A 23687-nucleotide genomic window follows, 5' to 3' on the forward strand; every position below is an offset into this window, starting at 1 on the left:
ACCCTTTCATTTTTCATTCAACAAGCGCAGTAATGTGAATTCTGCCCTTGTTTGTCAATATTTCAGGTAAAAGCAGCCATTTGTTGTATAAATCATCTAGCGCAGCGATGATTGTAAATAAATGTAGCAACTGTTCTTACCACGCAATTTATGCTACATTTTTGCCAATTTCAGCTAGGTAATATTCAACCATAGTGGCTCACTCAACAAAAAAAAATAGTAATACTGAAGACCATGCGCTTAGGCTTGATAAGTGGCTTTGGGCGGCACGTTTTTATAAAACGCGGGCTTTAGCACGAGAAGTGATTTTAGGTGGCAAAGTGCAATATAATGGCCAACGCTGCAAACCAAGTAAAATAGTTGAAGTGGGTGCCATAATTAAGCTCACTCAGGGACATGATGAAAAAATCATTACCGTTATGCAACTCTCGGCTAATCGCTTAAAAGCCGAACTTGCACAGCTGTTATACCAAGAATCAGATCAAAGTATTAAAAAACGGGAAGAGAATCATCAAGCGCGTAAACTCAATGCGTTTTTCTCACCCAGCCCAGATCGTAAGCCCGATAAAAAACAACGTCGGACTCTTATTAAATTTAAGCAAAGCTAGGTAATACATAAACATGCAACACGATTTACTTCACAGATATATTTTTGAAAAGCTCGATGCTCGTGGTGAATTAGTGCAAATTGAGCGCACTTTCACAGAAATGTTGGCAGGTCATGACTATCCAGAGCCAGTAAAGGAGTTACTCGGAGAATTATTAGTTTCAACATGTTTGTTAACGGCAACCCTTAAATTTGAAGGGGATATCGCAGTGCAATTACAAGGCGATGGCCCTGTAAAATACATAGTGATCAATGGCGATAACAATCAAAATATGCGCGGTATCGCACGTTTAAATGGCGAAGTTACTGGCCGTGGTGTGAAGCAACTCATCGGAAATGGCTATATGGTTATTACCTTAACGCCAGTGCAAGGTGAACGTTATCAAGGTGTTGTTCCTTTGGGTTCTGATTCTTTGGCTGAGTGCATCGAAACGTACTTCCAACAATCAGAGCAGCTGAGCACACGTTTGTGGTTAGCAACGTCTATTGAAAAAGACCGTTTAAAAGCTTCGGGTTTATTATTACAAACCCTGCCTGTTACCAATAATAAAACTAAATCTGCTGAAGACTTCGAGCATTTAGAAGCATTAAGCAGTACCATCACTCACGATGAGCTACTTAATTTAGATGCGATGACATTATTAACGCGCTTATATCACGAAGATAATCCTGAGGTTTTTGAACCTCAGTCAATTGCCTTTAAATGTACGTGTAGTCGCACTAAAACCATGACAGCTTTAATCAATGTTGGTTTAGAACCTTTATTAGAAGATATTCGAGATAAAGGCCAAGTAACGATTTCATGTCATTATTGCTTAACCGACTACACATTTAATGAAGAAGAAGTACGCTCTTTATTTTAAAGCGCTCAAATTTTTCAAATCTAAAAGCCGAGTTCTGCTCGGTTTTTTTATGACTAAGAATGATACCGGTGTCATGTTTTTGCAATAAAAGATGACACCGGTATCATGAAAAAAATCACAGAAAAACCCGCTAAAATAAGCATTTAAAGCCGATTTAACGGTCGTATATCCCCATTTGTTCTGTTACTATTTAGCTGACTTTTTAAGCTCATTGATTTATTGAGTTACCCGTTCAAACTCTCACATTTTAGGTATACACATGACTTCAAGCGCTACTCGTTTTGTTGATTTAACAGTTGCAGAATTAATTGAACACGCCATCGCCAAAGGTGAAGGTACTTTAGCAGCAAATGGTGCATTTGTTGCACAAACAGGTCACCGTACTGGTCGTTCACCGCGCGATCGTTTTATTGTGCAAGAGCCAAGCACACAAAATGAAATTCAATGGGGTAAAGTAAACCAACCTTTTGATGCTGGTAAATTTGATGCGTTATGGAGCAAAGTAGAAGCTCATGTGCAAAAAAATGACCATTTCGTCTCTCACTTAGAAGTCGGTGCCGATCCTGAGCACTATTTACCAATCGTAGTTACTACCGAAACTGCATGGCATCATGTGTTTGCTAACAACATGTTCATCAAACCTGCAACTTACAACGTATCAAACTTACCACAGTGGCAGGTAATGAACGTTCCTTCGTTTGTATGTGATCCTGAGCGTGATGGTACTAACAGTGATGGTGTTGTCGTAATCAATTTTGCTGAGCGTAAAGTATTACTTGCGGGTATGCGTTATGCGGGCGAAATGAAAAAATCAATGTTCTCTGTGCAAAATTTCCTTCTTCCAGCTAAAGGTGTATTACCAATGCACTGCTCTGCTAATGTGGGCGAGGCTGGCGATACTGCTTTATTCTTCGGTCTATCAGGCACAGGTAAAACAACGCTTTCTGCAGATCCAACACGCTTCTTAATTGGTGATGACGAGCACGGCTGGGCACCTGGCAGTGTATTTAACATCGAAGGCGGTTGTTATGCTAAATGTATCGACCTATCGCAAAAGAATGAACCAGTGATTTGGGATGCAATCCGTTTTGGTACAATTTTAGAGAACGTAGTTCTAGACGAAAACCGTACTCCTGATTATCACGATACCTCTTTAACGCAAAACTCTCGTGCTGCATATCCGCTTGAACACGTTGAAAAACGTAAAGTTGAAAATCGCGCTGGCGAACCTCGTTCAGTGGTATTTTTAACATGTGACGTAAGCGGCGTTTTACCACCAGTATCAATTTTGACTGAAGAAGCTGCTGCATTCCATTTCTTAAGTGGTTACACAGCAAAAGTAGGTTCAACTGAAATTGGTTCAACATCAGATATCGAATCTACATTCTCAACTTGTTTTGGCGCACCATTCTTCCCACGTCCAGCAGGTGTTTATGCTGAGCTTCTAATGAAGCGTGTACGTGAGTTTGGCGCAAAAGTATATCTGGTTAACACTGGTTGGACAGGTGGCCCATACGGCACAGGCAAACGCTTCGACATTCCAACAACGCGTGCCATTGTTGAATCAATCGTTTCAGGTAGCTTAACGAATGTTGAAACACAACATATCGATATTCTAAACCTAGATGTACCAGTTGCAGTTGAAGGCGTTGATAGCCAATTACTGAACCCTATTAATACTTGGGCTGATAAAGCAAAATATGCAGAATTTGCACAAAAATTAGCAGCTGAATTTACTGCTAATTTTGCACAATATGATGTATCTGATGCAATCAAACAAGCGGGCCCAAAAGCGGAGTAATCCTCTTTCAAACCCGATAAAAAACCCGCTTTTAGCGGGTTTTTTGTTTTCTGTTAATCCATATTTAAACAAGACAAACACCAAGCCTAGTGCTTCAATAAAAAGCTCACCTTAGCTTCTAAACCACCTTCAGGGCGGTTCTTTAATACGATTTTGCCATTGTGCATATCAACAATACGTTTAATTATCGCAAGTCCTAAACCACTACCTTCACTTCCGCGCGCTAAATCGCCCTGTGTAAATGGCTGAAATACGCGCTCCAATTCATTTTCAGGGATCCCAGGACCATGATCGAGTACAGAGATATAAGCATATTTTTTTGCTTTATCAATGCCGGTCACTACATGAATATCACCATCAGAATAGCGTAAAGCATTTTCAATCATGTTGGTTACCACTCGCTTAATTGCAACATGGCTCAAAGGCACATTAGGGATCCCTTCATTTAAATCAGTGGTAATAATACGTAAATGCTGCAACTCGGCACTCACCACTTCACCCACTAGCGCATTGAGGTCATCAGGTTCTAAATCAGCTAATTTATGATGTCTTAAATATTCAATAAATTGATCGATTATCGCATTCATATCTTCAATATCAGCAATAATGCCATCGCGAAGGTAATCTTCATTTTGTGACATCATTTCGGTTGCTAAACGGATCCGCGTTAACGGTGTGCGTAAGTCGTGTGATACACCGGCCATTAATAAGCGTCTATCCTCCTCAAGAGCTGCAATACTGCGCGACATCTGGTTGAATGCTTTAGTTACTTCTATTACTTCGGTTGAACCTTGCTCTTTTACATGAGATGAGAAATCACCTGCCGCGACCTTCATAGCCGCTTGCTGCAATTCTTTAAGAGGACGATTGAGATGTGTTGCGAAGAGCCAGCCACCAAGAACACTCAATACGCCAATACAGGCTAAATAAAACGATAAAAACTCTAAATTCGTTTCTTTAAAACCCATCAGAGGCACTCTAACCCAATGCCCTGGCATTTGCGGTGGCTCTACCCAATACACTAAAGTATCCGATTGACTAATCCGCACTCGCGCTTTGCCACCCAACTGCTCTGACATAATTCGCGATAACATCGGGTATTCTGATGCCATATCTAAACCACGTTTTTGAGCCTGTTTTTCGCTCATCAGCTCAACGCCTGTCGCATCAAAAAACTTATTTGATATTTCTGCGCTCATTTTTACGCCATCATTGTTGCCAATAAACACCGTTTTAACTTGCTTGGCGAGCATCAAATTAACTTGTTCAATTGTTGGTTTTACGACATAAAAAGTGACAGAAATATAAGAAACAATCTGATTAATTAATAACAAGGCACCAACCAAAAATACCGTTTGGCCAAACGCACTTCGAGGGAAAATTCGCATGAAATATAAATTCTCAATAAGTAAAAAAGCAAAAAGGTGAACCTAAGTTCACCTTATTATAGGCTTTCGTTACGTTTATTTATCACCATCAGGCACAAACACATAACCTAAACCCCAAACAGTTTGAATATAACGAGGTGTCGCAGGGTCCACTTCCACCATACGGCGTAAACGCGATACCTGCACATCGATGCTGCGTTCAAGCGCGCTATAATCACGGCCACGAGCTAAGTTCATCAATTTATCACGGCTAAGAGGCTCTCTAGGGTGCGTCACTAATGCTTTTAGAACCGCAAACTCTCCACTGGTTAACGAAATAACCTCATCGCCTTTGGCCATTTCGCGCGTAGCTAAATTTAAGGTAAATTGGCCAAACGTAATTTGATTCTCTTCCGCAGTTGGTGCACCTGGCACATCTTTAGAGCGGCGACGTAATATCGCTTTAATGCGAGCTAACAATTCTCTTGGATTAAATGGCTTAGGAATATAATCATCGGCACCTAGCTCTAAACCTATGATCCTATCAACTTCATCACCTTTAGCTGTTAGCATGACGATTGGAATATCGTTTTCTTTTTGTCTTAAACGACGACAAATCGATAAACCATCTTCACCAGGTAACATTAAATCAAGTACCAATAAATGAAAGTTTTCGCGCTCTAATAAACGATCCATTTGCTCAGAATTAGCAGCAGAACGCACAATATAGCCCTGCTCCACTAAATAGCGCTCTAATAAGCTGCGCAAACGCATATCATCGTCTACAACTAAAATTTTAGTGGTTTCATGTCCGATAGTCATAAGTGATATTATTCTTATTCAATTAATACTTTTAATATAAAAGAAAATGGTTAAATTACGAAATGCTTTTATAAACAAGTTTGTTACACAACATTTCAACCTCAAATAAATACAATTTCAACTAACAAAACTAAGCACTGGTAAATCTTATTGCATAATCACTATATTCACTTTGTGCTATATGAAGTATTTGAAGCTTTATCTTGTAGTAATAAATAAACGAAGAAAAATATGAAAACAATGCTGATAACCTTTGAAGGTTATAACAAACTAAAACAAGAACATGACTATTTGTGGAAAGAGCAACGTCCTGAAGTAACCAAAATAGTCACTTGGGCAGCAAGCTTAGGCGACCGCTCTGAAAATGCCGATTACACCTTTAATAAACGCTTATTACGTCAAATTGATCGCCGTGTTCGCTACTTACGAAAAATCATGCCCGACCTAAAGATTGTTTATTACTCTCCCGAACAAGAAGGCAAAGTCTTTTTTGGTGCTTGGGTTGAAATAGAAAATGATGATGGCGATATTAAAAATTTAAGAATTGTTGGCCCAGAAGAAATTTATGGTGATAGCAAAAACTACATATCTGTCGATTCACCCATGGCACGTGCGCTAATCAAAAAAGAAGTCGATGACGAAGTGATTGTAAAAACACCCGAAGGTGAAAAAACCTGGTATATCAATAAAATTACCTATGTGAAACACAGTTAACCTATAACAGGTTGAAATATATTTTAAATTCACCCAAGAGTAGGTAGTTTCATCTTTATTACGTAATCAGCTGATATTATAAGGATATGCCGCACCTTTGCAGCAGGTGAATTAATTGGACATCTGCCAATACAATAGCGACAATCGACCCATAAGTAATAATCTATTGGCTTTAAATACAAATCCAATAGATTGAATAACTCGCGAAAACTGACAAAGGTTTATTAATGACCACTATCTCACAGCAATTAGCTCACGAAATTAACGCATCCTCGCAGCAAGTTATCGCTGCAACAAAATTACTCGATGAAGGCGCAACAGTTCCCTTCATTGCTCGTTACCGAAAAGAAGTCACTGGTGGCTTAGATGACACCCAATTACGTTTACTTGAACAACGTTTAGGTTATTTAAGAGAATTAAACGAACGCCGTGAATTTATTCTCAGTACAATTAAAGACCAAGGCAAGCTCAGCGATTCATTAGCACTTGATATAGCAAATGCAGCAAGTAAAACAGAATTAGAAGACCTTTATTTACCTTATAAACCAAAGCGCAGAACAAAAGGGCAAATAGCTATCGAAGCGGGCTTAGAGCCTTTAGCTGATGCCTTGTTTACAAATGCTCAGTTAGTCCCCGAAATTGAAGCAGCTAAATACTTTAATACCGAAGCCAAAATTACTGATGAAAAATCGGCGCTTGAAGGCGCTAAATTTATTTTAATGGAACGCTTTGCTGAAGATGCGAAGCTTTTAGCCAAACTACGTCAACATTTACAGCAAAATGGTTTTATTGAAAGCAAATTAATTGCCGGTAAAGAAAAAGAAGCAGCTAAATACCAAGATTATTTCGACCATACTGAAGTACTCAGCAAAGTACCGTCACACCGTGCATTAGCAATGCTACGTGCACGCAATGAAGGTTTTATACAGCTAAATATTAATCCAGACCCACAATCTGATGTGCCACATGATGTTTGCAGCAGCATGATTGCACAGCATTTTAAACTCGATATTAACAACAATGCCAATAGTGCATGGTTGCAAACAGTGGTGCAATGGACTTGGAAAGTAAAACTAGCGTTACATTTAGAAAATGAGTTTTTAGCCAGCATGCGCGAAAAAGCAGAAACAGCTGCGATTGATGTATTTGCTAAAAACCTCAAAGATTTACTAATGGCGGCACCTGCAGGGGCTAAAACAACATTAGGTTTAGACCCTGGTTTACGAACCGGAGTTAAAGTTGCGCTTGTTGATAAAACAGGTAAGTTACTTGCAACCAATACTATTTTCCCGCATCAGCCACAAAATTTATGGGAAAAATCACTGCGTACATTAAGCCAAATGTGCCGAGAGCATAAGGTTGAACTTATCGCAATTGGTAATGGCACCGCCTCAAGAGAAACCGATAAATTAGCCGCGGAATTAATTAAAGCGGAGCCAGATCTAAAAATGAGTAAAATTGTGGTCAGCGAAGCTGGCGCATCAGTTTATTCTGCCTCTGAATTTGCCGCGAATGAATTTCCAAACCTAGATGTTTCACTAAGAGGTGCCGTTTCAATTGCCCGTCGTCTGCAAGATCCTCTTGCCGAGCTTGTTAAAATTGAACCTAAATCAATTGGGGTCGGCCAATATCAACACGACGTATCACAAAGTCAATTAGGTCAGAGCTTAGTTGCTGTAGTTGAGGATTGTGTAAATGCCGTTGGTGTTGACGTCAACATGGCATCAGTGCCACTCCTTACTCGAGTATCAGGCTTAAACAAAACCCTCGCGCAAAACATAGTAAAATATCGTGATGAACACGGCATCTTTGCCAGCAGAACAGAACTTAAAAAAGTCGAGCGTTTAGGGCCAAAAGCATTTGAACAAGCGGCTGGATTTTTAAGAATTAACCAAGGTAAAGATCCGTTAGATCGCTCAGCTGTTCACCCTGAAGCTTATGAAGTTGTGAAAAAAATGGCGAAACAAAGTGCCATCGAAATTACAGATTTGATTGGCAATAGCGAACAACTAAAAGCGCTTAATCCGGCTGATTTCACTAGCGAGACTTTTGGTTTACCAACAGTAAAAGACATTATTAGTGAATTAGACAAACCAGGCCGCGATCCTCGTCCAGAGTTTAAAACAGCAACGTTCAAAGAAGGCGTTGAAAAAGTATCTGATTTAAAACCCGGTATGATCTTAGAGGGTGTTGTATCTAATGTTGCTAACTTTGGTGCATTTGTTGATGTGGGCGTCCACCAAGATGGCCTAGTTCATATTTCGGCTATCACCAACAAATTCATCTCAGATCCTCGCGAAGTTGTTAAAGCGGGTGATATTGTAAAGGTCAAAGTCGTTGAAGTTGATGCGGCTCGTAATCGAATTAGTTTTACGATGCGGTTGAACGATGAAATTCAACATACAACCGCAGATTCAAGCAATACCACTAAACGCCACCAACCAAAACAAGTGGCCCAACATGCGAAAGTAAAAAAAGAACCGGTTAACGCAGCTTTTGGTAATGCATTTGCTGATGCGTTTGCAAAAGCGAAAGGTAAAAAGTAATCCTTTAGTAAACCAAGCTCAACACATAAAAAAACCGCAAAATTGCGGTTTTTTTATGTCCTGTTTATTACGTCTATAAAAAAGCTAAACGTTTTGAACAAACTGTGCCGGTTGATATGGTGCTACAGCAGAAAAATAATGATTGGCAATTCGCTCTGCCCGCTGTTCAATTTCAGGGGCTCTCTGTTTAGTTGTTTGCTCTAATACACTTTTAAACTCAGCTTGCTTATCACTTGAGTTACCTTTGGCGCTTTGCTCTGTTTCAGTTGTTTTATCATCAGAGGATACAGATTTATCTGAGGATTTATCTTCCTCAGCAGGATCTGCATTTTGCTGACGTAATAGCTCAGCGGTTGCTTCTGTTAGCTTTTGCGCAGCTTGTGCTGCAACAGCACGGTCTTGTGATGAAGGCTCAGCAGGTGCAAGCGCAGCGGCTTGCACTTGTTGCATTTTATCAATCGTTGCTTGCGGATTATTTGGAACTTCGGATACATCAATAGGCACCTCACCTGCTACCGCATAGCGGCTACCATCAGGTCCTTTTTCATATTCGTAGTCAGGGGCGCCCGCTAAGCTCCCCCCTACTGATGCATGAGCCTGCTCATGCGCTCTAACTTCTTGATCACGAGATTTAAGCTGATTTAATTGCTCAAGTTCCGCTTGATCTAATTCTTGCTGCGTTGCTTGCTTAGCTTGCTGCTGTTCAGACGTTTCATCATCTTGCGCAGACCCGTCATCACTTTCATTCTCTCGACCTTCTTTAGCATTGATCGTTTCGTCTTTTGTTGCATCGGCTTGTAATGCATCATGATTATCAATGACAGATTGGCCCGGTATTTTAGCTTTTTCGGTATCTGCTAATAATCGAGCTTCTGGAGAAATAGCGGTAAGTTCTTTGGCTTGTGGGATGAGTTCTCGATTTTGGTTATCACGACGCGCAACTTCTGTATAAACATTAGCTGTGTTTAGGTTGATCGTCGGATAACTGGTTACGATATTCACTTTATACTCTTACATCAATTAGTGTACCTAATACCTCGTCTGCAGTTTGGATCGTACGAGTATTAGCTTGGGCATTAAATTGCTCAACACGTAAATTTACTAAAGCTTCATCAACTCGAGCAGGTGCTTGAGTTGTGACTGTTTCTTGAGGGGCAGCTTGTAGCTTTTGCTGCTCACTAGTTTGACTCTCTGTTGTTGCTCGATTAATTTCAAGAGCCGCTTTTTCTACGCCTTGGCTAGCTTGATTAAAACCTTGAACTCCAGCGTTTAATGCTGAGTTAACATTCATTTTTAACTCTCCCATCAACTTGCAATTAACTTCTATTATCGTTCAAAAAAGAAACAAAATAAAGTTATTCAAGCAATAAAAGCTAAGCCCATCAAAATGCTTAACAATTTAGAGTAAGGTTTCTAAGGCGCTTGTAAATTCAGCTTTGTGGGAGATAAAAGGCGCGTGCGAAGCTTTTTCTATCACCACAGTACTAAAGTGAGAATTAAGAGCTCGCATTTGTTGCTCAGCTTTAATTGGCACTAGTGCATCTAATCGACCAAATATTCCAGCAACAGGCTGTGTTAGCGATGCAAAATCCTCCCTTAAATCATCATTTAACAACATCGCTAAGCCTTGTTTAAGGGCGATTTCATCTGCTGGATTACTTTGTGCTAGCGCTATTTTTAACGCTTTAATGTCATCTTTTGCAGACTCACTCCCCAGAGCTTGAATACTTAAAAAACGCTCAATTGTGCGAGTTGAATTCTGTTGTAACTGCTCAGTAAAGTTTTCTAATACTTTGACTTTTATTCCCGGCCAATCGTGCTGTTCGCTAAATAAAGGCGTTGATGCCACCAGCACAACTTTAGCGACTTTTTCAGGCCAATGTTTTGCAATATAAATGGCGACCAACCCACCTAAGGACCAACCCATCAATATTGTTTTAGGTGCTAATTGTTGAGCTATTTGAGCTGCAATCGTCTCAAGGGAATAAGGTGAGGGAAGCGCTTTATTATCACCAAAACCAGCCAAATCTAATGCTTTAAAATTAACTTGAGGGATATCGTGATGTAATTGAGGTAAAACTTGCTGCCAAACATTACTATTCATTCCCCAACCATGTAATAGCACACATTGTTTTTGCATTTTGATTTCACCTTTACCATGATTGATAGATTCTAATATTATTGTTTTAACCCCCACTTATCTTAACTTAGTGAGCAAACACAAGGAAAGTGAAGATGTGGCAACAGCTGATTAACTGGTTATTTCCTAGTCGGTGCTTAATGTGCCAAACGCTTGTTACGCAAAACAACGAACAACTCTGCCCACACTGTATTGCAGACTTACCCTTTATTGAAATCACAGCCACAAATATCAACTTGCTTTATCGTCCCGATATTGCCCGCCTATTTCCAGTCATTCATTTTGATAATCTATGGGCGCTGGCTTGGTATCACCCCCCTTTTAAACATTGGCTTTCAAAACTTAAATTTAATAATAAAATTTATTTAAGTACGGCGCTTGGCCAAATTATTAATCAGCGCTTTGAAGCATATACACAACATCCTGAATTTAACTGGCCAGATATCATTATTATTTTACCCTTGCATACTAAGCGTTTTAAGCAGCGTGGCTTTAATCAAGTCAGCCAAACTTGGTATCACTGCTTACCAAAAGATAAAGTGAGGGAAGATATTTTAGTTAGGCAAAAAGCAACACAACCACAAAGCAAGTTAACTGCAGCTAAACGAAAACTTAACTTAGCAACTGCGTTTAATTGCACAAATGATCTGCGCAACTTACGTATCGCGTTGATTGATGATGTAGTCACTACGGGCGCAACAGCAAATGCGGCTGCTTTATGCTTGAAACAAGCAGGAGCAATACATGTCAGCCTATGGGTGACTTGTATTACCCCCCTAAACTCATAACTTAATCTGCTTTAGCACTAAAAGTATGAGAGAAAAATAACGCATTACTCAATAAACGACTCGTGCCATACCAATAGCCCCGAAATACAGGATTATCAGTCATAGCAATGACCCTGCCTTGACCATAATTATGAGCGACAAATGCAAGCCCACCAGCAATTTGAGTCACATTTCGTTCATCAGTAAAGCCCGCTAGCAATGGGTTTGATTGGTATTGTGCAATATTGACAAATGGCGCCTTGATCGGCTCAAGCAAAAATGTACTATTTTTGAACATTGCCAGCGACGGTCTAGTGAGTGAAAAACTAAGCGGGTGTGATAAATCAATTTGAGTATTAAAGATTGCACCTGCAATACGCTGTTGCCCAGCAAGGGTTTCTTTATCCTGATAAAGCAATCCTTCTGTGCTGAAGTTATCAGCCATTTCCTTGCTTGAAATATAACGCGCATTTAAGAGTTGGTTATCAGCTAAAAATTTAGCCCCCCCTTTATGACCCCAAATGACGCCGCCCTCCTTAACCCAACGTCTAAGTGCTACTTTTACCGCATCAGATATTTGTTTATATTGCCCATCAGCCAAAATTACATGGCTATAAGCCGATAAATCCAAACCTGCTAATTTATCTAAATCAACGATTGTCGGGGCGATACCAACATGCCTGTCGAGGTAATACCAAACCTCTCCCACTTCGGTTGAGTTTGTGCCAGAACCACCTAACAACAATACCCGCACAGGGCTAAGTTTAGCAAGCTGCCTTGAACCTAAATCAATCCCTTGCGGTGTTAGGCCTGATTCTATGCTATAAATCGCAATTGAATAACCAGCACTTATTTGTTCAAGCTGAGTAAACCAATTCGCATTTTGCTGAATGCCCGCTGGAATTACAATTGACCCTTTAGTAAAAAGACGATTTCCGTCACTCGTTACAGCTGCAAAATCAGCCAGAGCAACCCGAGCCTCAATACCCTTATTTAATAATTGATTTAGTAATTTTGGCGCTAAATAATCATGCCATTCAAATGCATATGCGTATTTATTAGCTGTTAACGACATTGGTTGAATAGATTGCTCATGCCAAGGGGTTGAATCAAACTTTAAGCCTCGCTTTGTATTAACCTGACTAAACTCTAGGTTAAATGCATGCGCTAACGTCCAACCTGACACGTCATAAAACGTATTATCAGCAAACGATTTTTGCTCACTAAAAATTGCTTTAATTAAACGATACTGAGCCTGAGCGTAAGGAATGTAATAACTATTCTCGGCTCCAAATATTGCACCTTCGTTTTTAAATTCTTTGGTTAATGGATAAGCCGAGATTTGGTGTTGTTTTAAAATCGCTAAAAACTGTGCCATTCTGGTTTTATCTTGAGCTTCATGCACAATGTAGCCATTAAACTTATCATTTTCGGCTTCTGTTAACGCACTGCGATAAAATTTTTCCTGATAAGCAAGTAGCTTGTCCTTGTTTGCTATAGCAGCATCAAAAGTCGATAACGACGTTATAACTTGATTTTTAATCGTTTGAGGAAATTCTAATAAACCATTTATGGTTGTTTGTTGATGCCCGCGGCTACTTGCTTGCTCAAATAAAATCCCGATACTGCCATTAATATCTGGGTAGGTTGAACCCTTACCATAATAAAAGTCATCAAAGCTTTCTTCAGTAAAATAGAGTGATTTTTTTGCATCAAACGCATTAGCATGAAATTGAGCAATATCTAGAGTTAACGTTACGTTTTCTTCTGGAGTTAAAGGATGCTTACGACTTGGGATACCTGGCTGAAAAAAGAATGTACCGTGCGATCCCATTTCATGGAAATCAGTCACTATATTGGGTTTCCACTGATGAAATTGTGCAATTCGCGCGCGTGACTCTGGATGCTGTAACAATAGCCAGTCGCGATTTAAATCTGTCCAATAATGGTTACTACGGCCACTTGGCCAATTTTCATCGTGCTCTTTGTGATTTGGATCAGGGTTTAGTACCGTTCCCTTATGCATATTTGCCCATTGCGCAAAACGAGCAAGACCATCAGGATTTAATGACGGATCGAGTAAAATAACTGCATTATTGAGCAATTTTTCTATCTTTTCACCTTGTGCAGCAGCTAAATAATAAGCAACTAACAAAGCCGCGTTGCTTCCTGATGACTCGTTACCATGTACACTGTAGCCCATCCAAACGACAACAGGCGCACTTAGCTCTGCACTCTTACCTTCAAGGCGCGCTGCATGCTGTTGCTGAATGGCATTTATTGAACCAAGTTTATTAGGCGCACTGATTGTTAACATCAGTAACGGCCTTTGTTCGTGACTGTAACCTATGGTTTGGATGTTAATACGGTCACTTTTTTCCGCTAATAACGTCATATAACGTGTGATTTGATCTGGACGCACATGCCACTGGCCGACTTGGTAACCTAGAACACTCTCTGGTGTTGGGATTGTTGAGTCAAATTTAACATCAGGATCAAAATAGAAATCTAACGGTTTTGCCTCACTCACATTGGTCAAACACACGCTGACCACCAGCCAAAATAAGAAACGCATAAAAACTCAAAAATAATAAGTAGATAACTAAAAATTAACACTGCTGATTTTTATTACCAACTTTTTTCGGTGAGTACTAGCGAGAATAAGACGAGCGGAGTATGATACCCGAGTATTTTAGTCAACTATACAGTCTCTTATGATTACTATTTCTGAAACAGCACAAAGTCATTTTGCAAAACTCCTCGCCGATCAGGCTGAAGGTACTAACATCCGTGTTTTCGTTGTAAATCCAGGCACTTCAAAAGCTGAATGTGGCGTATCGTATTGCCCACCAGATGCCGTAGAAGAAACAGATATTCATCTTGAATTTAATGGTTTTAACGCTGTGGTTGATGCCGAAAGCGCACCATTTTTAACAGAAGCAGAAATAGATTTTGTTACTGATAAAATGGGTTCGCAACTCACCCTTAAAGCACCTAATGCCAAAGCAAAAAAACTGTCTGATGGCGCATCTTTAGCTGAACGAGTTCAGCACATGATTGATACTGAAGTGAATCCACAACTTGCTAATCATGGTGGACAAGTTAGCTTAGTAGAAATTACTAAAGATGGCATTGCTGTTCTGCAATTTGGTGGCGGCTGTAATGGTTGCTCGATGATTGATGTCACTCTAAAAGAAGGCATTGAGAAAGAAATGATTGCTAAGTTTGATGAAATCACTGGTGTACGTGATATTACCGATCATGACCATGGTGAGCACTCTTACTACTAAGCGGTCAACTTGAATCTTAAACAGCTTATCTATCGCTTGGGCAGTACGCCCAAGCTTAGTTTAAATCGCTTTTTAACTGGTTTAGCCCTGTTTGCAATTTCTGCTGCATTTATCATCTCTGGCTATCTTTATCATCATTTGCTGCAAATACCTGGCTTAATAATATTGCCGTTTGCGCTTTTTTTTGCAATTTATGGCTACCTAGGTTTATTTGCCAATCGCTTTGCTCAAGTGATCTCAATCAACGACCCCGATAATATTGACGCCAATAAATCAGGCCGAGACTAACTCCTCGAAGTAACATAAAACTACTCATTGCAGCCCAAAGTGCATGATTACCCATAGGTTTTAAAATAATAAAGACAGTAAAAAAACCAGCTACCGCTGAAAATATCATGCTGTTACGCATCGCTTTTGTATTCATCAAACCAATAAACACACCATCAAACACAAAACTCGCTACCGCTAAAACAGGTAAAAAATAAAGCCAAAACAGGTAGTCATTAGCTGTAATTCGTACCAGCTCAATATCAGTCAATAAATTTATAACGTGCTCGCCAAAAACAAAGAATCCAAAACAATAAATGAGCGAAAAAATACAACCCCAAAACAAACTTAGACTAACCCACAGATGCTGCAGCGCAGTATTATTAGCACCTTTAGCTTGGCCCACTTTAGCTTCTGTAGCATAAGCCACGCCATCAATTGCAAAGCTAACTAATAGTAAAAAATTTAATAGAACAGCATTTGCGGCAAGCACTGTGTCACCTAAAATCCCTCCGTAATAGGTCATAAAGGCAAAACAAAACTGTAAAAAAAGCGACCGAATAAAAATATCACTGTTAGCCCGCATCAAAGGTTTAAAGCCTGCTACTTTTTGCTTTAATACTTGATACAGTGAGTAGCCATGCTGCTCGGCTATCTTTTTTACCCAATAACATCCAAAAATAAAAGCAAGATACTCAGCAATACAAGAGGCCCATGCAACCCCTTCAACTTGCCAATCTAAATAAACAACCAATAATAAGTCGAGTAAAATATTGAATACATTGGTCACTAATACTAAATAAAATGGCCCTCGGGAATTGCCCATCCCAAGCATATAACCCAATAAGACTAAATTCATTAGCGCAGCTGGAGCACTATATAACCTTATTGATACATAGGTTTGCGCATACCCAAGCGCCTGCTCACTTCCAGAAAAATATTGATTAATTAGCCAACTTATAAAGGGGCTCAAAGCAAGCAAAGCTAAACCAAGCATTAAAGCAAAAACGAGCCCTTGCTTTAATAATGTCATTTGCCTCATTTTATCATCGGCGCCAAAGGCGGCCGCAACCAGACCCGTTGTCGCCATTCTTAAAAAGCCAGCAAGCCAATAAATTAAACTAATTAACATTGAGCCAATGGCAACACCCGCCAGAAAAACACTCTCAGATAAGTGACCGATCACCGCAGTATCGACTAATCCTAACAGTGGGGTACTAATGTTTGATAAGATCATCGGCAATGCAAGAATTAATAGGCTTTTATGATGCTGCCAACTCGCTTTAAACATATTTTCCATGCAATATTTTTTACCTTTTTTTGTTTTGTATCTTCTGTGCAAGCGGCTGTGATTTTACAATACCACCACGTAAGTGACACCTTACCAAAAGTAACCAGTATTAGTGCTGAGGATTTTGAAGCTCATTTACAATACTTAGTTACTAATGAGTTCAAAATAATTTCCCTACCGGCGCTCATCAACGCGCTTCAATCAAAGCAACTGCTACCACCTAAAACCATTGCCATTACCTTTGATGATGGTTATACCAACAATTACACAAGCGCTGCGCCATTACTTGAAAAATACCAACTGCCTTATACTATTTTTGTGAACCCAAAGTTAATTGATCAAGGAGCAAGTTATGTGATGACATGGGCACAATTAAAAGAGCTCAGTACCAAAGGGGCAACCATTGCAAATCATAGTGCCAGTCACGCCTATCTACACCAGCGGTTAAATAATGAAGACAAAAAACAATGGTTAGCGCGAATTAGAGAAGATATTGTCACCTCAGAGCAACGGATCACACAAGAGATTGGCCATAACTATCGTTATTTAGCTTACCCATATGGTGAATTTAATTCTGACTTACAAGAACTTGTGCAAGAACTGGGGTTTGTGGGGATTGGTCAGCACTCTGGCGCGATAGGTTTAAGTAACGATTTAACTCGCTTACCTCGCTTTCCTGCCTCGGGGATTTATAGCAACCTTGAAACTTTAAAAACCAAACTAACAACGCTCGCTTTTGACTTTACAATTGAACCTTCAGTAAATTCAGTGACCACTTTAAACCCTCCTAGTATTATCCTGAACTTTAAAAATATTGATTTTAGAAAAGCGGTATTCCAATGTTTTATTTCTGCCGATAACCAAGCCATTTTAACTTGGCATAATACCAATCAGGTTACTATTACCGCTGTAAATAAACTGAAATTGGGCCGTACTCGCTTTAATTGCACGGCACCTTCAATTAAACACAGTGGCCAATATTATTGGTTTTCACAACCTTGGGTAATAGAAGAATAATACGCTAACGCTTGATCACTGAACGCATAAGAACATCTGCCACTTGCTCTAATGGAACGGCTTTATCTGCAGCACCAAGTTCCATTGCGGCACGTGGCATACCCCAGACCACCGAGGTTTTTTCATCTTGGGCAAATGTTTTTGCACCCGCCTGTTTTAAGTTTAATAAACCTTTAGCGCCATCAGCCCCCATACCTGTCAGTACAATTGCGATAGTGCGTTTTGCTGCTATTTCTACAATTGAATCAAATAACGCATCAACAGCAGGACGGTGTCGGTTAATTGCTGGACCTTGATCTAATCTACATACAAATCTGGCTCCGAGTTTCTCAATTCTTAAGTGATAATCACCAGGTGCAATATAAACACACCCTACTTGCAATACATCACCATCTTCAGCCTCTTTTACATTCATTTTTGAAATTCTATCCATACGTTCAGCAAATGATGCGCTAAAAACTGGAGGAATATGTTGCGTAATAACAACAGGAGGAAAATGCGCAGGTAAACGAATAAGCACTTCTTTTATCGCCTCGGTCCCTCCTGTGGAGGCACCAATTGCAATTAAGGCATTTTGATTAAATTCAATAGCATCAGGTGTATTAACCTTATTGGCATGGCTAGAAGTGTGAGGCGGATTATAGGCTCTGACCCTTGCTTGAGATGCAGCTCGCACTTTATCATGTAAAATTTCAGCGTAAGCCTGAAGCTCTCTGGTGACGTTTTTTGTTGGCTTAGCAACAAAGTCAACGGCACCTAACTCGAGTGCTTCAAGAGTGGTGGGCGCACCTTCTTGAGTTAAGGTAGAAACCATTACCACAGGCATTGGCCTTAAACGCATCAGATTTTTTAAAAAGCTAATACCATCCATTTTTGGCATTTCAACATCTAAAGTAATTACATCTGGGTTAAGCGCTTTAATTAACTCTCTGGCTTGTAATGGATCTTCGGCAACACCAACTACTTTAATATCGTGAGCTTGCTGCAAAACTTCAGTTAATAATGCGCGAATGAGTGGAGAATCATCAACTATTAATACTTTAATCATAAACCCTCCTAGAAAAGCTCAATATCCGTATGAGCGTCTTGCTGCTCAATTTCAGTTAAATAACGGTATTCGCGTTCTTTAATTGTATCGTTATGCATACTCCTTAACTTTTTAACATGAGCCTTACCGGTTGTTGGATTAAAGAGTACTTTTCTAGGCCATGGGCCGCCAACATCATGAGATTCAACCGTTAAGCCTTCTTGTTTTAAGTACTGAGATGCAAATCGAATATTCCCTTCACCTACATCGGTCATCGCACTAATTATCTTTCCACCACCAAATAACTTAACCCGTAAATTTTGTTTTGAGCCGCCATTCTTTAATACTTCATTAATTAAAAATTCCATTGCCCAGTTACCATAGCGACAACTGAGTGGATCGGTAAAATCATCCGCATGACCAGCCTTAATAGGCAGCATAAAATGATTCATGCCACCTATCCCCATTTTCGCATCGTAAATACAAGCTGAAATACACGAGCCTAAGACAGTTGAAATAGACTCGTTTTGTTTAGTGACATAAAACTCTCCAGGCAATATTTTTGCTACAACTATTTCACGCTGCCGATCCCAGTAGCGTTTTACATGCTCAAAGCCCGAGAAAACCGGTTTAAATTGATGTTGCACGCTATAACTTCCTATACATAGTTTTACCTAAACTTTTAAAGTTTTTTTGGTCTTTTCCCATACTTTCGGAATGGCCCAAAAACAAAAATCCCTGTTCAGATAAAATATTGGCGTATCGATTAAATAACCCTTCTTTTGTTGGTTTATCAAAATAGATAACAACATTTCGACAAAAAATAACATCAAATGAACCTGACATTGGCCAATCTTGTAATAAATTCAATCTTTTAAAATGAATGTACTTTTGCAAGTCAGGCTTTACTTTGTATAACTGCCCATCTTTGTCGCGTAAAAACCAACGCTTTAAATGTTCTTGATCTAAACCATTTACTGAAGAGGCCGAATATTCACCGCACATTCCTTTTTCTAACACATTAGAATCAAGGTCCGTTGCTAAAACTTTCACATCCCAACCTGCAGGAAAAGCCCCTGCGATTGTCATCGCAATCGAATATGGTTCTTCACCTGTAGAGCATCCAGCAGACCAAATTCTCACTCTACGAGAATGTTTATTCGCATTAATTAAAAAAGGAATAACGGTATCTTTTAGAAACTCAAAATGATGATTTTCTCTAAAAAATGACGTTAAGTTAGTAGTGATCGAATTGATAAAATGACTGAACTCTTCTTCTTTATATTCATCAAGATAAAGTAAATAATCAGCAAATGATTCAAAATTGAGTTTTCTGACTCTGCGAACTAACCGCGAATAAACCATTTCACGTTTATGATCTCCAAGAACAATGCCACATGCCTTATAGACCATATCAACAATGAGTTTAAACTCGCTATCAGTCATCAAAAATTCTTTAGACACTGTAGCTCCTTGTGCAGTTAAAATATGACGATTTGTAACAATACAAATCGTCAAATATTAAGTTAAAACTCTTCCCATTCTTCTGAAGAATCAACAAAGTTATCACCCGAAGGAGGGCTACTTAATCTCGCTGAGCGACTCGTTGTAGCAGGCCCCTTTTTGATATTAGAGCTGACTGCATGAGTCCGTATTGCTGGTGCAATTAAAGCGCTAGAATCGGCGTTAATATTAAAGAAGCTTAATAATTGGCGCATACTATTAGCTTGCTCAGACATAGATTCACTTGCAGCTGAGGCTTGCTCTACCAAAGCCGCATTTTGCTGCGTCATCTCATCCATTTGTGTAATTGCCTTGTTTACCTCTTCAATACCAGAACTTTGCTCCTCCGATGCGCTCGAAATATCGGCTATCATTTCAGTTACTTTTTGAACAGCAGCCACAATCTCTTGTAAAGTGCTACCAGATTCATTGACCAGTACAGTGCCATCTTCAACCTTACTCACACTATCTCGAATGAGTTCTTTGATTTCTTTGGCTGCGGCCGCTGAGCGCTGCGCTAGATTTCTTACCTCACCAGCAACAACTGCAAAACCACGCCCTTGTTCACCTGCCCTCGCGGCCTCAACTGCAGCATTGAGTGCTAATAAGTTGGTTTGGAAAGCAATTTCATCAATAACACCAATAATGTCAGAGATTTTTTTACTGGAGTCATTAATTTCTGCCATGCTCGATACCGCACGCTCAACCACAGCTCCACCTTGCAGAGCCTTATCACGAGTATCAGCAGCGAGTTCATTCGCAACCTTAGCGTTATCAGCATTTTGTCTTACAGTACTTGTCATTTCCTCCATACTAGAAGCCGTTTCCTCAAGTGAAGATGCCTGCTCCTCTGTACGTTGACTTAAGTCTGCATTTCCTTGAGAAATTTCTTCTGCACCACTGGCGACAAGATTTGACGAGGTATTAATTTTATCAATAACTTCAGTTAATTTATCTGCTGTTGTATTTGCATCTCGTTTTAGCTTATCAAAGGCACCGTGATAGTCTTTTTCTATTCGCTGGGTTAAGTCACCATGCGCCATCGCATCGAGCATAGAAGCTGTTTCAGAGACTGCATCATCAACACTTTCAATTAAGGAATTAAGCCCTTTTGTTAAATTAAGGAAGAAACCATTCTTACCAGCTTCACTAATTCTGGCATTTAGATCCCCTCTACCTGCAGAATCGATTAAATCAGCTACTTCGACTTCAATGGCGACCTCAGCAGTACGGTCAACCCATTCAACTACGGTACCTATACGCTGGTTATCGCCAATCACTATCGGATTTGCTATCAGTGAAAAGGTTCTACCGCCAACTAAGATTTCTGTTTTATATGTGCTTGTTAAACGCTCTATCATGCCTTTTTGATGAGCCGGATTTTTATGAAAGATATCCATGTTGGCATGAAGTAAATTACGCGCATCAAAACTAGGTAAATCTTTACGAATATCTTGTTCTGCATTTTTCATCATGTTTTGCACAGCGTTATTCATATAAACAATAGTATTAGTTGCATCTGCAATCATGGTATTGGTTGCAACAGTATCAAGTGCTTGTCTTACTCTTAAATTCTCTTCAGCAATCGCTTTGGCTTCTCGCTCTTGATTTAAACGCTCAGTTTTATCCTCCCATTCAACAACCGTACCCAATCTATCTCCATTTTCAGCAAATACTGGCGTTGCAGTTAAGCTAAAAGTAAATCCTGCTAATTCTAAATTTGTGGTATAGGTTGAAGTTAAACGTGCCAGCATTGAACGTTGATGTGATGGATTTTTATGGAAATCATCTACACATGTACCTATCAGCTTATCAACATTAAAACTAGGTAATACAGTACGAAGGCGCTGCTCATTACCCTGTAGCATCTCAACTACCGCATCATTGGTATAAACAATGTTTAGGTCAGCATCAGCCATCATCACATTGGCTTTACATACTTTTAAAGCACTAGCGATACGCGCATTGTTGGCCGCTTCTTGCTCAGCTAGCTTTTCAGCTTTCAGACGCTCAGTTTTATCATCCCACTCAACAACCGTGCCCAATCTTTCACCTGCGTCAGAGAACACTGGCGTGGCTATTAAACCAAAAGTAAAACCAGCTACGTTAATATCAGTGCGGTAAACCGAAGTTAATGATTTTAATAAACCGCGCTGATGGGCTGGATTCTGATGGAAATCATCAATACAGGTACCGATCACTTTATCGATATCAAATGAAGGAATCGCGGTACGAAGTTGTGTTTGATTGCCTCGTAGCATTTTTTCGACTGCTTTATTGATGTAGACAATATTTAAATCATTATCAGCCATCATCACATTTGCCTGACACACATCGAGCGCACTCGAAATCCTAGCGCTTTTTGCTAGTAGCTCTTGCTCTCTATTTTGAGCATTCACTTCTGCAGTTAAATCTTCCCACTCAACCACAGTACCCAAACGATTACCAGAATCAGAAAATAGTGGTGTTGCTATGAGACTAAAAGTAAGCCCAGCTAATTCAAGTCTTGTTTTATAAGGTTGCTGTAATGATTGAAGTAACGTTCTTTGATGGTTGGGAGATTTATGAAATTGATCAACACAGGTACCAACCAAAGTCGCCACATTTAAACTTGGTACCACAGATCGAAGCTTCGACTCATTGTTTTGCAGCATTTTAACGACTGAAGCATTAACATAAGTGATATTACAATCTTCGTCAGCCAACATAACATTAGCTTGACATACATCGAGTGCTTTTAGCAGACTTTCAGTTGTAGCCTCGGTACCTTCATAGCTTTTTTTCTTATCAGACTTGCCACCAGCATTAGAACTAATCAGTCTAAAAAAGCTAGGGAAAAGGCTATGATTTAAATCCTCAATGGCTTCTTTATCGTTCTGTTTGAGTAAAGAAATAGCTTGCTCAACGACTTCAAGCTTTTGCCCCATAAGTTCGACAACTTGATATAAAAAAAACATTGCTCCCGCTGTAGCTATGGTAAAAATACCAATCGCTAACATTGAGGATTGATCTATTTTTACACCCGCTAACTGCAAGCAGATTACAAACGACACCAAAATAACAACCGTTGCGACAAACAACTTATTTAAGGCTTTTGCTTTTGTATTGACAGTCTCCATCATGCCCCCTTTATGGATTCGTTATCTAATGCTTAATTAGCTAACGCTTCTCTTTCCGAATCTTTTGTTAGATTAAGTACACGCTCTAGCTTTAATAGAACAACCATTTTTTCCCCAACATTGACCAAGCCATGCACAAACTCCGCATTATCACTTCGATTGATATCAGGGACGTCTTTAGCCTGGTCTTCAGCAATACTGTAAACATCTGAGACTGCATCAACTACAAGCCCCATAATTTTGGTGCCATGCTTTAATTCCACTTTTACGACAATAACAACCGTTAAAGGACCGTAATCGGCCATTCTCAAACCAAATCGGAGTCTTAAGTCTATGATTGGGACTATGGTGCCACGTAAATTAATAGCGCCTTTTACATACTTTGGAGAGTTAGGGATTGCGGTAATTTCTTCCCACCCACGAATTTCTTGAACGGTAAGAATATCAACACCATATTCCTCTTCAGCCATAATAAAAGTAAGAAATTGTCTAATATTACTCGCTTCTTGCGCTGGGTTTTCTGACTCTGATAAATCATGATCCATC

The 23687-nt window shown here is 39.7% G+C and carries 21 protein-coding genes; 9 read left to right on the forward strand and 12 right to left on the reverse strand.

Annotated features, from left to right (window positions below):
* The first annotated feature begins 194 nt into the window (after positions 1–194).
* From hslR to PTUN_RS15965, 3 genes are all read left to right on the forward strand, one after another.
* Entirely contained in the window at positions 195–608 is a 414-nt protein-coding gene (gene hslR, locus PTUN_RS15955) for a ribosome-associated heat shock protein Hsp15 (protein ID WP_009840598.1), read from the forward strand.
* A 13-nt stretch (positions 609–621) separates the two neighbouring features.
* Entirely contained in the window at positions 622–1470 is an 849-nt protein-coding gene (gene hslO / locus PTUN_RS15960; protein WP_009840599.1) for an Hsp33 family molecular chaperone HslO, read from the forward strand.
* A gap of 259 nt (positions 1471–1729) precedes the next feature.
* Entirely contained in the window at positions 1730–3271 is a 1542-nt protein-coding gene (locus PTUN_RS15965; RefSeq protein WP_009840600.1) for a phosphoenolpyruvate carboxykinase, read from the forward strand.
* Between the two features lie 86 nt (positions 3272–3357).
* On the opposite strand, the gene envZ is transcribed toward PTUN_RS15965, so the two are convergent.
* Together envZ and ompR are read right to left on the reverse strand one after the other, a co-directional pair.
* A complete protein-coding gene (envZ, locus tag PTUN_RS15970) occupies positions 3358–4659 on the reverse strand; it encodes a two-component system sensor histidine kinase EnvZ (RefSeq protein WP_009840601.1) in 1302 nt (433 codons plus the stop codon).
* A gap of 75 nt (positions 4660–4734) precedes the next feature.
* Positions 4735–5460, reverse strand: a complete 726-nt coding sequence (gene ompR / locus PTUN_RS15975) for an osmolarity response regulator transcription factor OmpR (RefSeq protein WP_009840602.1) — start codon at positions 5458–5460, stop codon at positions 4735–4737.
* A gap of 231 nt (positions 5461–5691) precedes the next feature.
* On the opposite strand from ompR, the gene greB reads away from it, so the two are divergent.
* Both greB and PTUN_RS15985 read left to right on the forward strand, forming a co-directional pair.
* Entirely contained in the window at positions 5692–6174 is a 483-nt protein-coding gene (gene greB, locus PTUN_RS15980) for a transcription elongation factor GreB (protein ID WP_009840603.1), read from the forward strand.
* A 227-nt stretch (positions 6175–6401) separates the two neighbouring features.
* A complete protein-coding gene (locus PTUN_RS15985; protein WP_009840604.1) occupies positions 6402–8720 on the forward strand; it encodes a Tex family protein in 2319 nt (772 codons plus the stop codon).
* A gap of 84 nt (positions 8721–8804) precedes the next feature.
* Here PTUN_RS15985 and PTUN_RS15990 read toward each other — a convergent pair whose 3' ends face one another.
* The 3 genes from PTUN_RS15990 to bioH form a co-directional block, all read right to left on the reverse strand.
* Positions 8805–9722, reverse strand: a complete 918-nt coding sequence (locus PTUN_RS15990; protein ID WP_009840605.1) for a putative metalloprotease CJM1_0395 family protein — start codon at positions 9720–9722, stop codon at positions 8805–8807.
* A 1-nt stretch (position 9723) separates the two neighbouring features.
* Positions 9724–10011, reverse strand: a complete 288-nt coding sequence (locus tag PTUN_RS15995; RefSeq protein WP_040644356.1) for a hypothetical protein — start codon at positions 10009–10011, stop codon at positions 9724–9726.
* Positions 10012–10119: 108 nt separating this feature from the next.
* On the reverse strand, positions 10120–10860 hold the full coding sequence (gene bioH, locus PTUN_RS16000; RefSeq protein ID WP_040644339.1) for a pimeloyl-ACP methyl ester esterase BioH: 741 nt from the start codon (positions 10858–10860) through the stop codon (positions 10120–10122).
* A 95-nt stretch (positions 10861–10955) separates the two neighbouring features.
* Between bioH and PTUN_RS16005 the strand changes: the two genes are divergently transcribed.
* Positions 10956–11648, forward strand: coding sequence for a ComF family protein (locus PTUN_RS16005; RefSeq protein ID WP_009840608.1), 693 nt, complete (start codon positions 10956–10958; stop codon positions 11646–11648).
* Position 11649: 1 nt separating this feature from the next.
* Here the strand turns inward: PTUN_RS16005 and PTUN_RS16010 are convergent, their stop codons facing one another.
* Entirely contained in the window at positions 11650–14202 is a 2553-nt protein-coding gene (locus tag PTUN_RS16010) for a M14 metallopeptidase family protein (protein ID WP_009840609.1), read from the reverse strand.
* A gap of 139 nt (positions 14203–14341) precedes the next feature.
* Between PTUN_RS16010 and nfuA the strand changes: the two genes are divergently transcribed.
* Positions 14342–14917 (forward strand): Fe-S biogenesis protein NfuA, encoded by a 576-nt coding sequence (nfuA, locus tag PTUN_RS16015; protein ID WP_009840610.1) that lies wholly within the window; start codon positions 14342–14344, stop codon positions 14915–14917.
* Between the two features lie 9 nt (positions 14918–14926).
* On the forward strand, positions 14927–15205 hold the full coding sequence (locus PTUN_RS16020; RefSeq protein ID WP_009840611.1) for a hypothetical protein: 279 nt from the start codon (positions 14927–14929) through the stop codon (positions 15203–15205).
* Here PTUN_RS16020 and PTUN_RS16025 read toward each other — a convergent pair.
* Complete coding sequence (locus PTUN_RS16025) at positions 15159–16484, reverse strand: MATE family efflux transporter (RefSeq protein ID WP_009840612.1); 1326 nt, start codon at positions 16482–16484, stop codon at positions 15159–15161. The two genes, PTUN_RS16020 and PTUN_RS16025, sit on opposite strands and share 47 nt — an antisense overlap.
* Between PTUN_RS16025 and PTUN_RS16030 the strand changes: the two genes are divergently transcribed.
* On the forward strand, positions 16449–17492 hold the full coding sequence (locus tag PTUN_RS16030) for a polysaccharide deacetylase family protein (protein ID WP_232285053.1): 1044 nt from the start codon (positions 16449–16451) through the stop codon (positions 17490–17492). The two genes, PTUN_RS16025 and PTUN_RS16030, sit on opposite strands and share 36 nt — an antisense overlap.
* Before the next feature lie 4 nt (positions 17493–17496).
* On the opposite strand, the gene PTUN_RS16035 is transcribed toward PTUN_RS16030, so the two are convergent.
* The 5 genes from PTUN_RS16035 to PTUN_RS16055 all read right to left on the reverse strand — a co-directional run bounded on the left by PTUN_RS16035 (position 17497) and on the right by PTUN_RS16055 (position 23686).
* Positions 17497–18540 carry a protein-glutamate methylesterase/protein-glutamine glutaminase gene (locus PTUN_RS16035; RefSeq protein ID WP_009840614.1) on the reverse strand — a complete coding sequence of 348 codons (1044 nt, stop codon included), beginning with the start codon at positions 18538–18540 and terminating at the stop codon, positions 17497–17499.
* Positions 18541–18548: 8 nt separating this feature from the next.
* The gene (gene cheD, locus PTUN_RS16040; protein ID WP_009840615.1) at positions 18549–19166 is read right to left on the reverse strand and encodes a chemoreceptor glutamine deamidase CheD; all 618 of its coding nucleotides are present in this window, start codon (positions 19164–19166) and stop codon (positions 18549–18551) included.
* Between the two features lies 1 nt (position 19167).
* Positions 19168–19965, reverse strand: coding sequence for a CheR family methyltransferase (locus tag PTUN_RS16045; RefSeq protein ID WP_040644359.1), 798 nt, complete (start codon positions 19963–19965; stop codon positions 19168–19170).
* 80 nt (positions 19966–20045) lie between these two features.
* The gene (locus PTUN_RS16050; RefSeq protein WP_009840617.1) at positions 20046–23141 is read right to left on the reverse strand and encodes a methyl-accepting chemotaxis protein; all 3096 of its coding nucleotides are present in this window, start codon (positions 23139–23141) and stop codon (positions 20046–20048) included.
* Positions 23142–23173: 32 nt separating this feature from the next.
* Positions 23174–23686: a chemotaxis protein CheW gene (locus PTUN_RS16055; RefSeq protein WP_009840618.1), complete on the reverse strand. Its 513-nt coding sequence runs from the start codon at positions 23684–23686 to the stop codon at positions 23174–23176.
* Position 23687 lies beyond the last annotated feature (1 nt).

The sequence above is a fragment of the Pseudoalteromonas tunicata genome (genome assembly GCF_002310815.1).
Classification (GTDB): Bacteria; Pseudomonadota; Gammaproteobacteria; order Enterobacterales; family Alteromonadaceae; genus Pseudoalteromonas; species Pseudoalteromonas tunicata.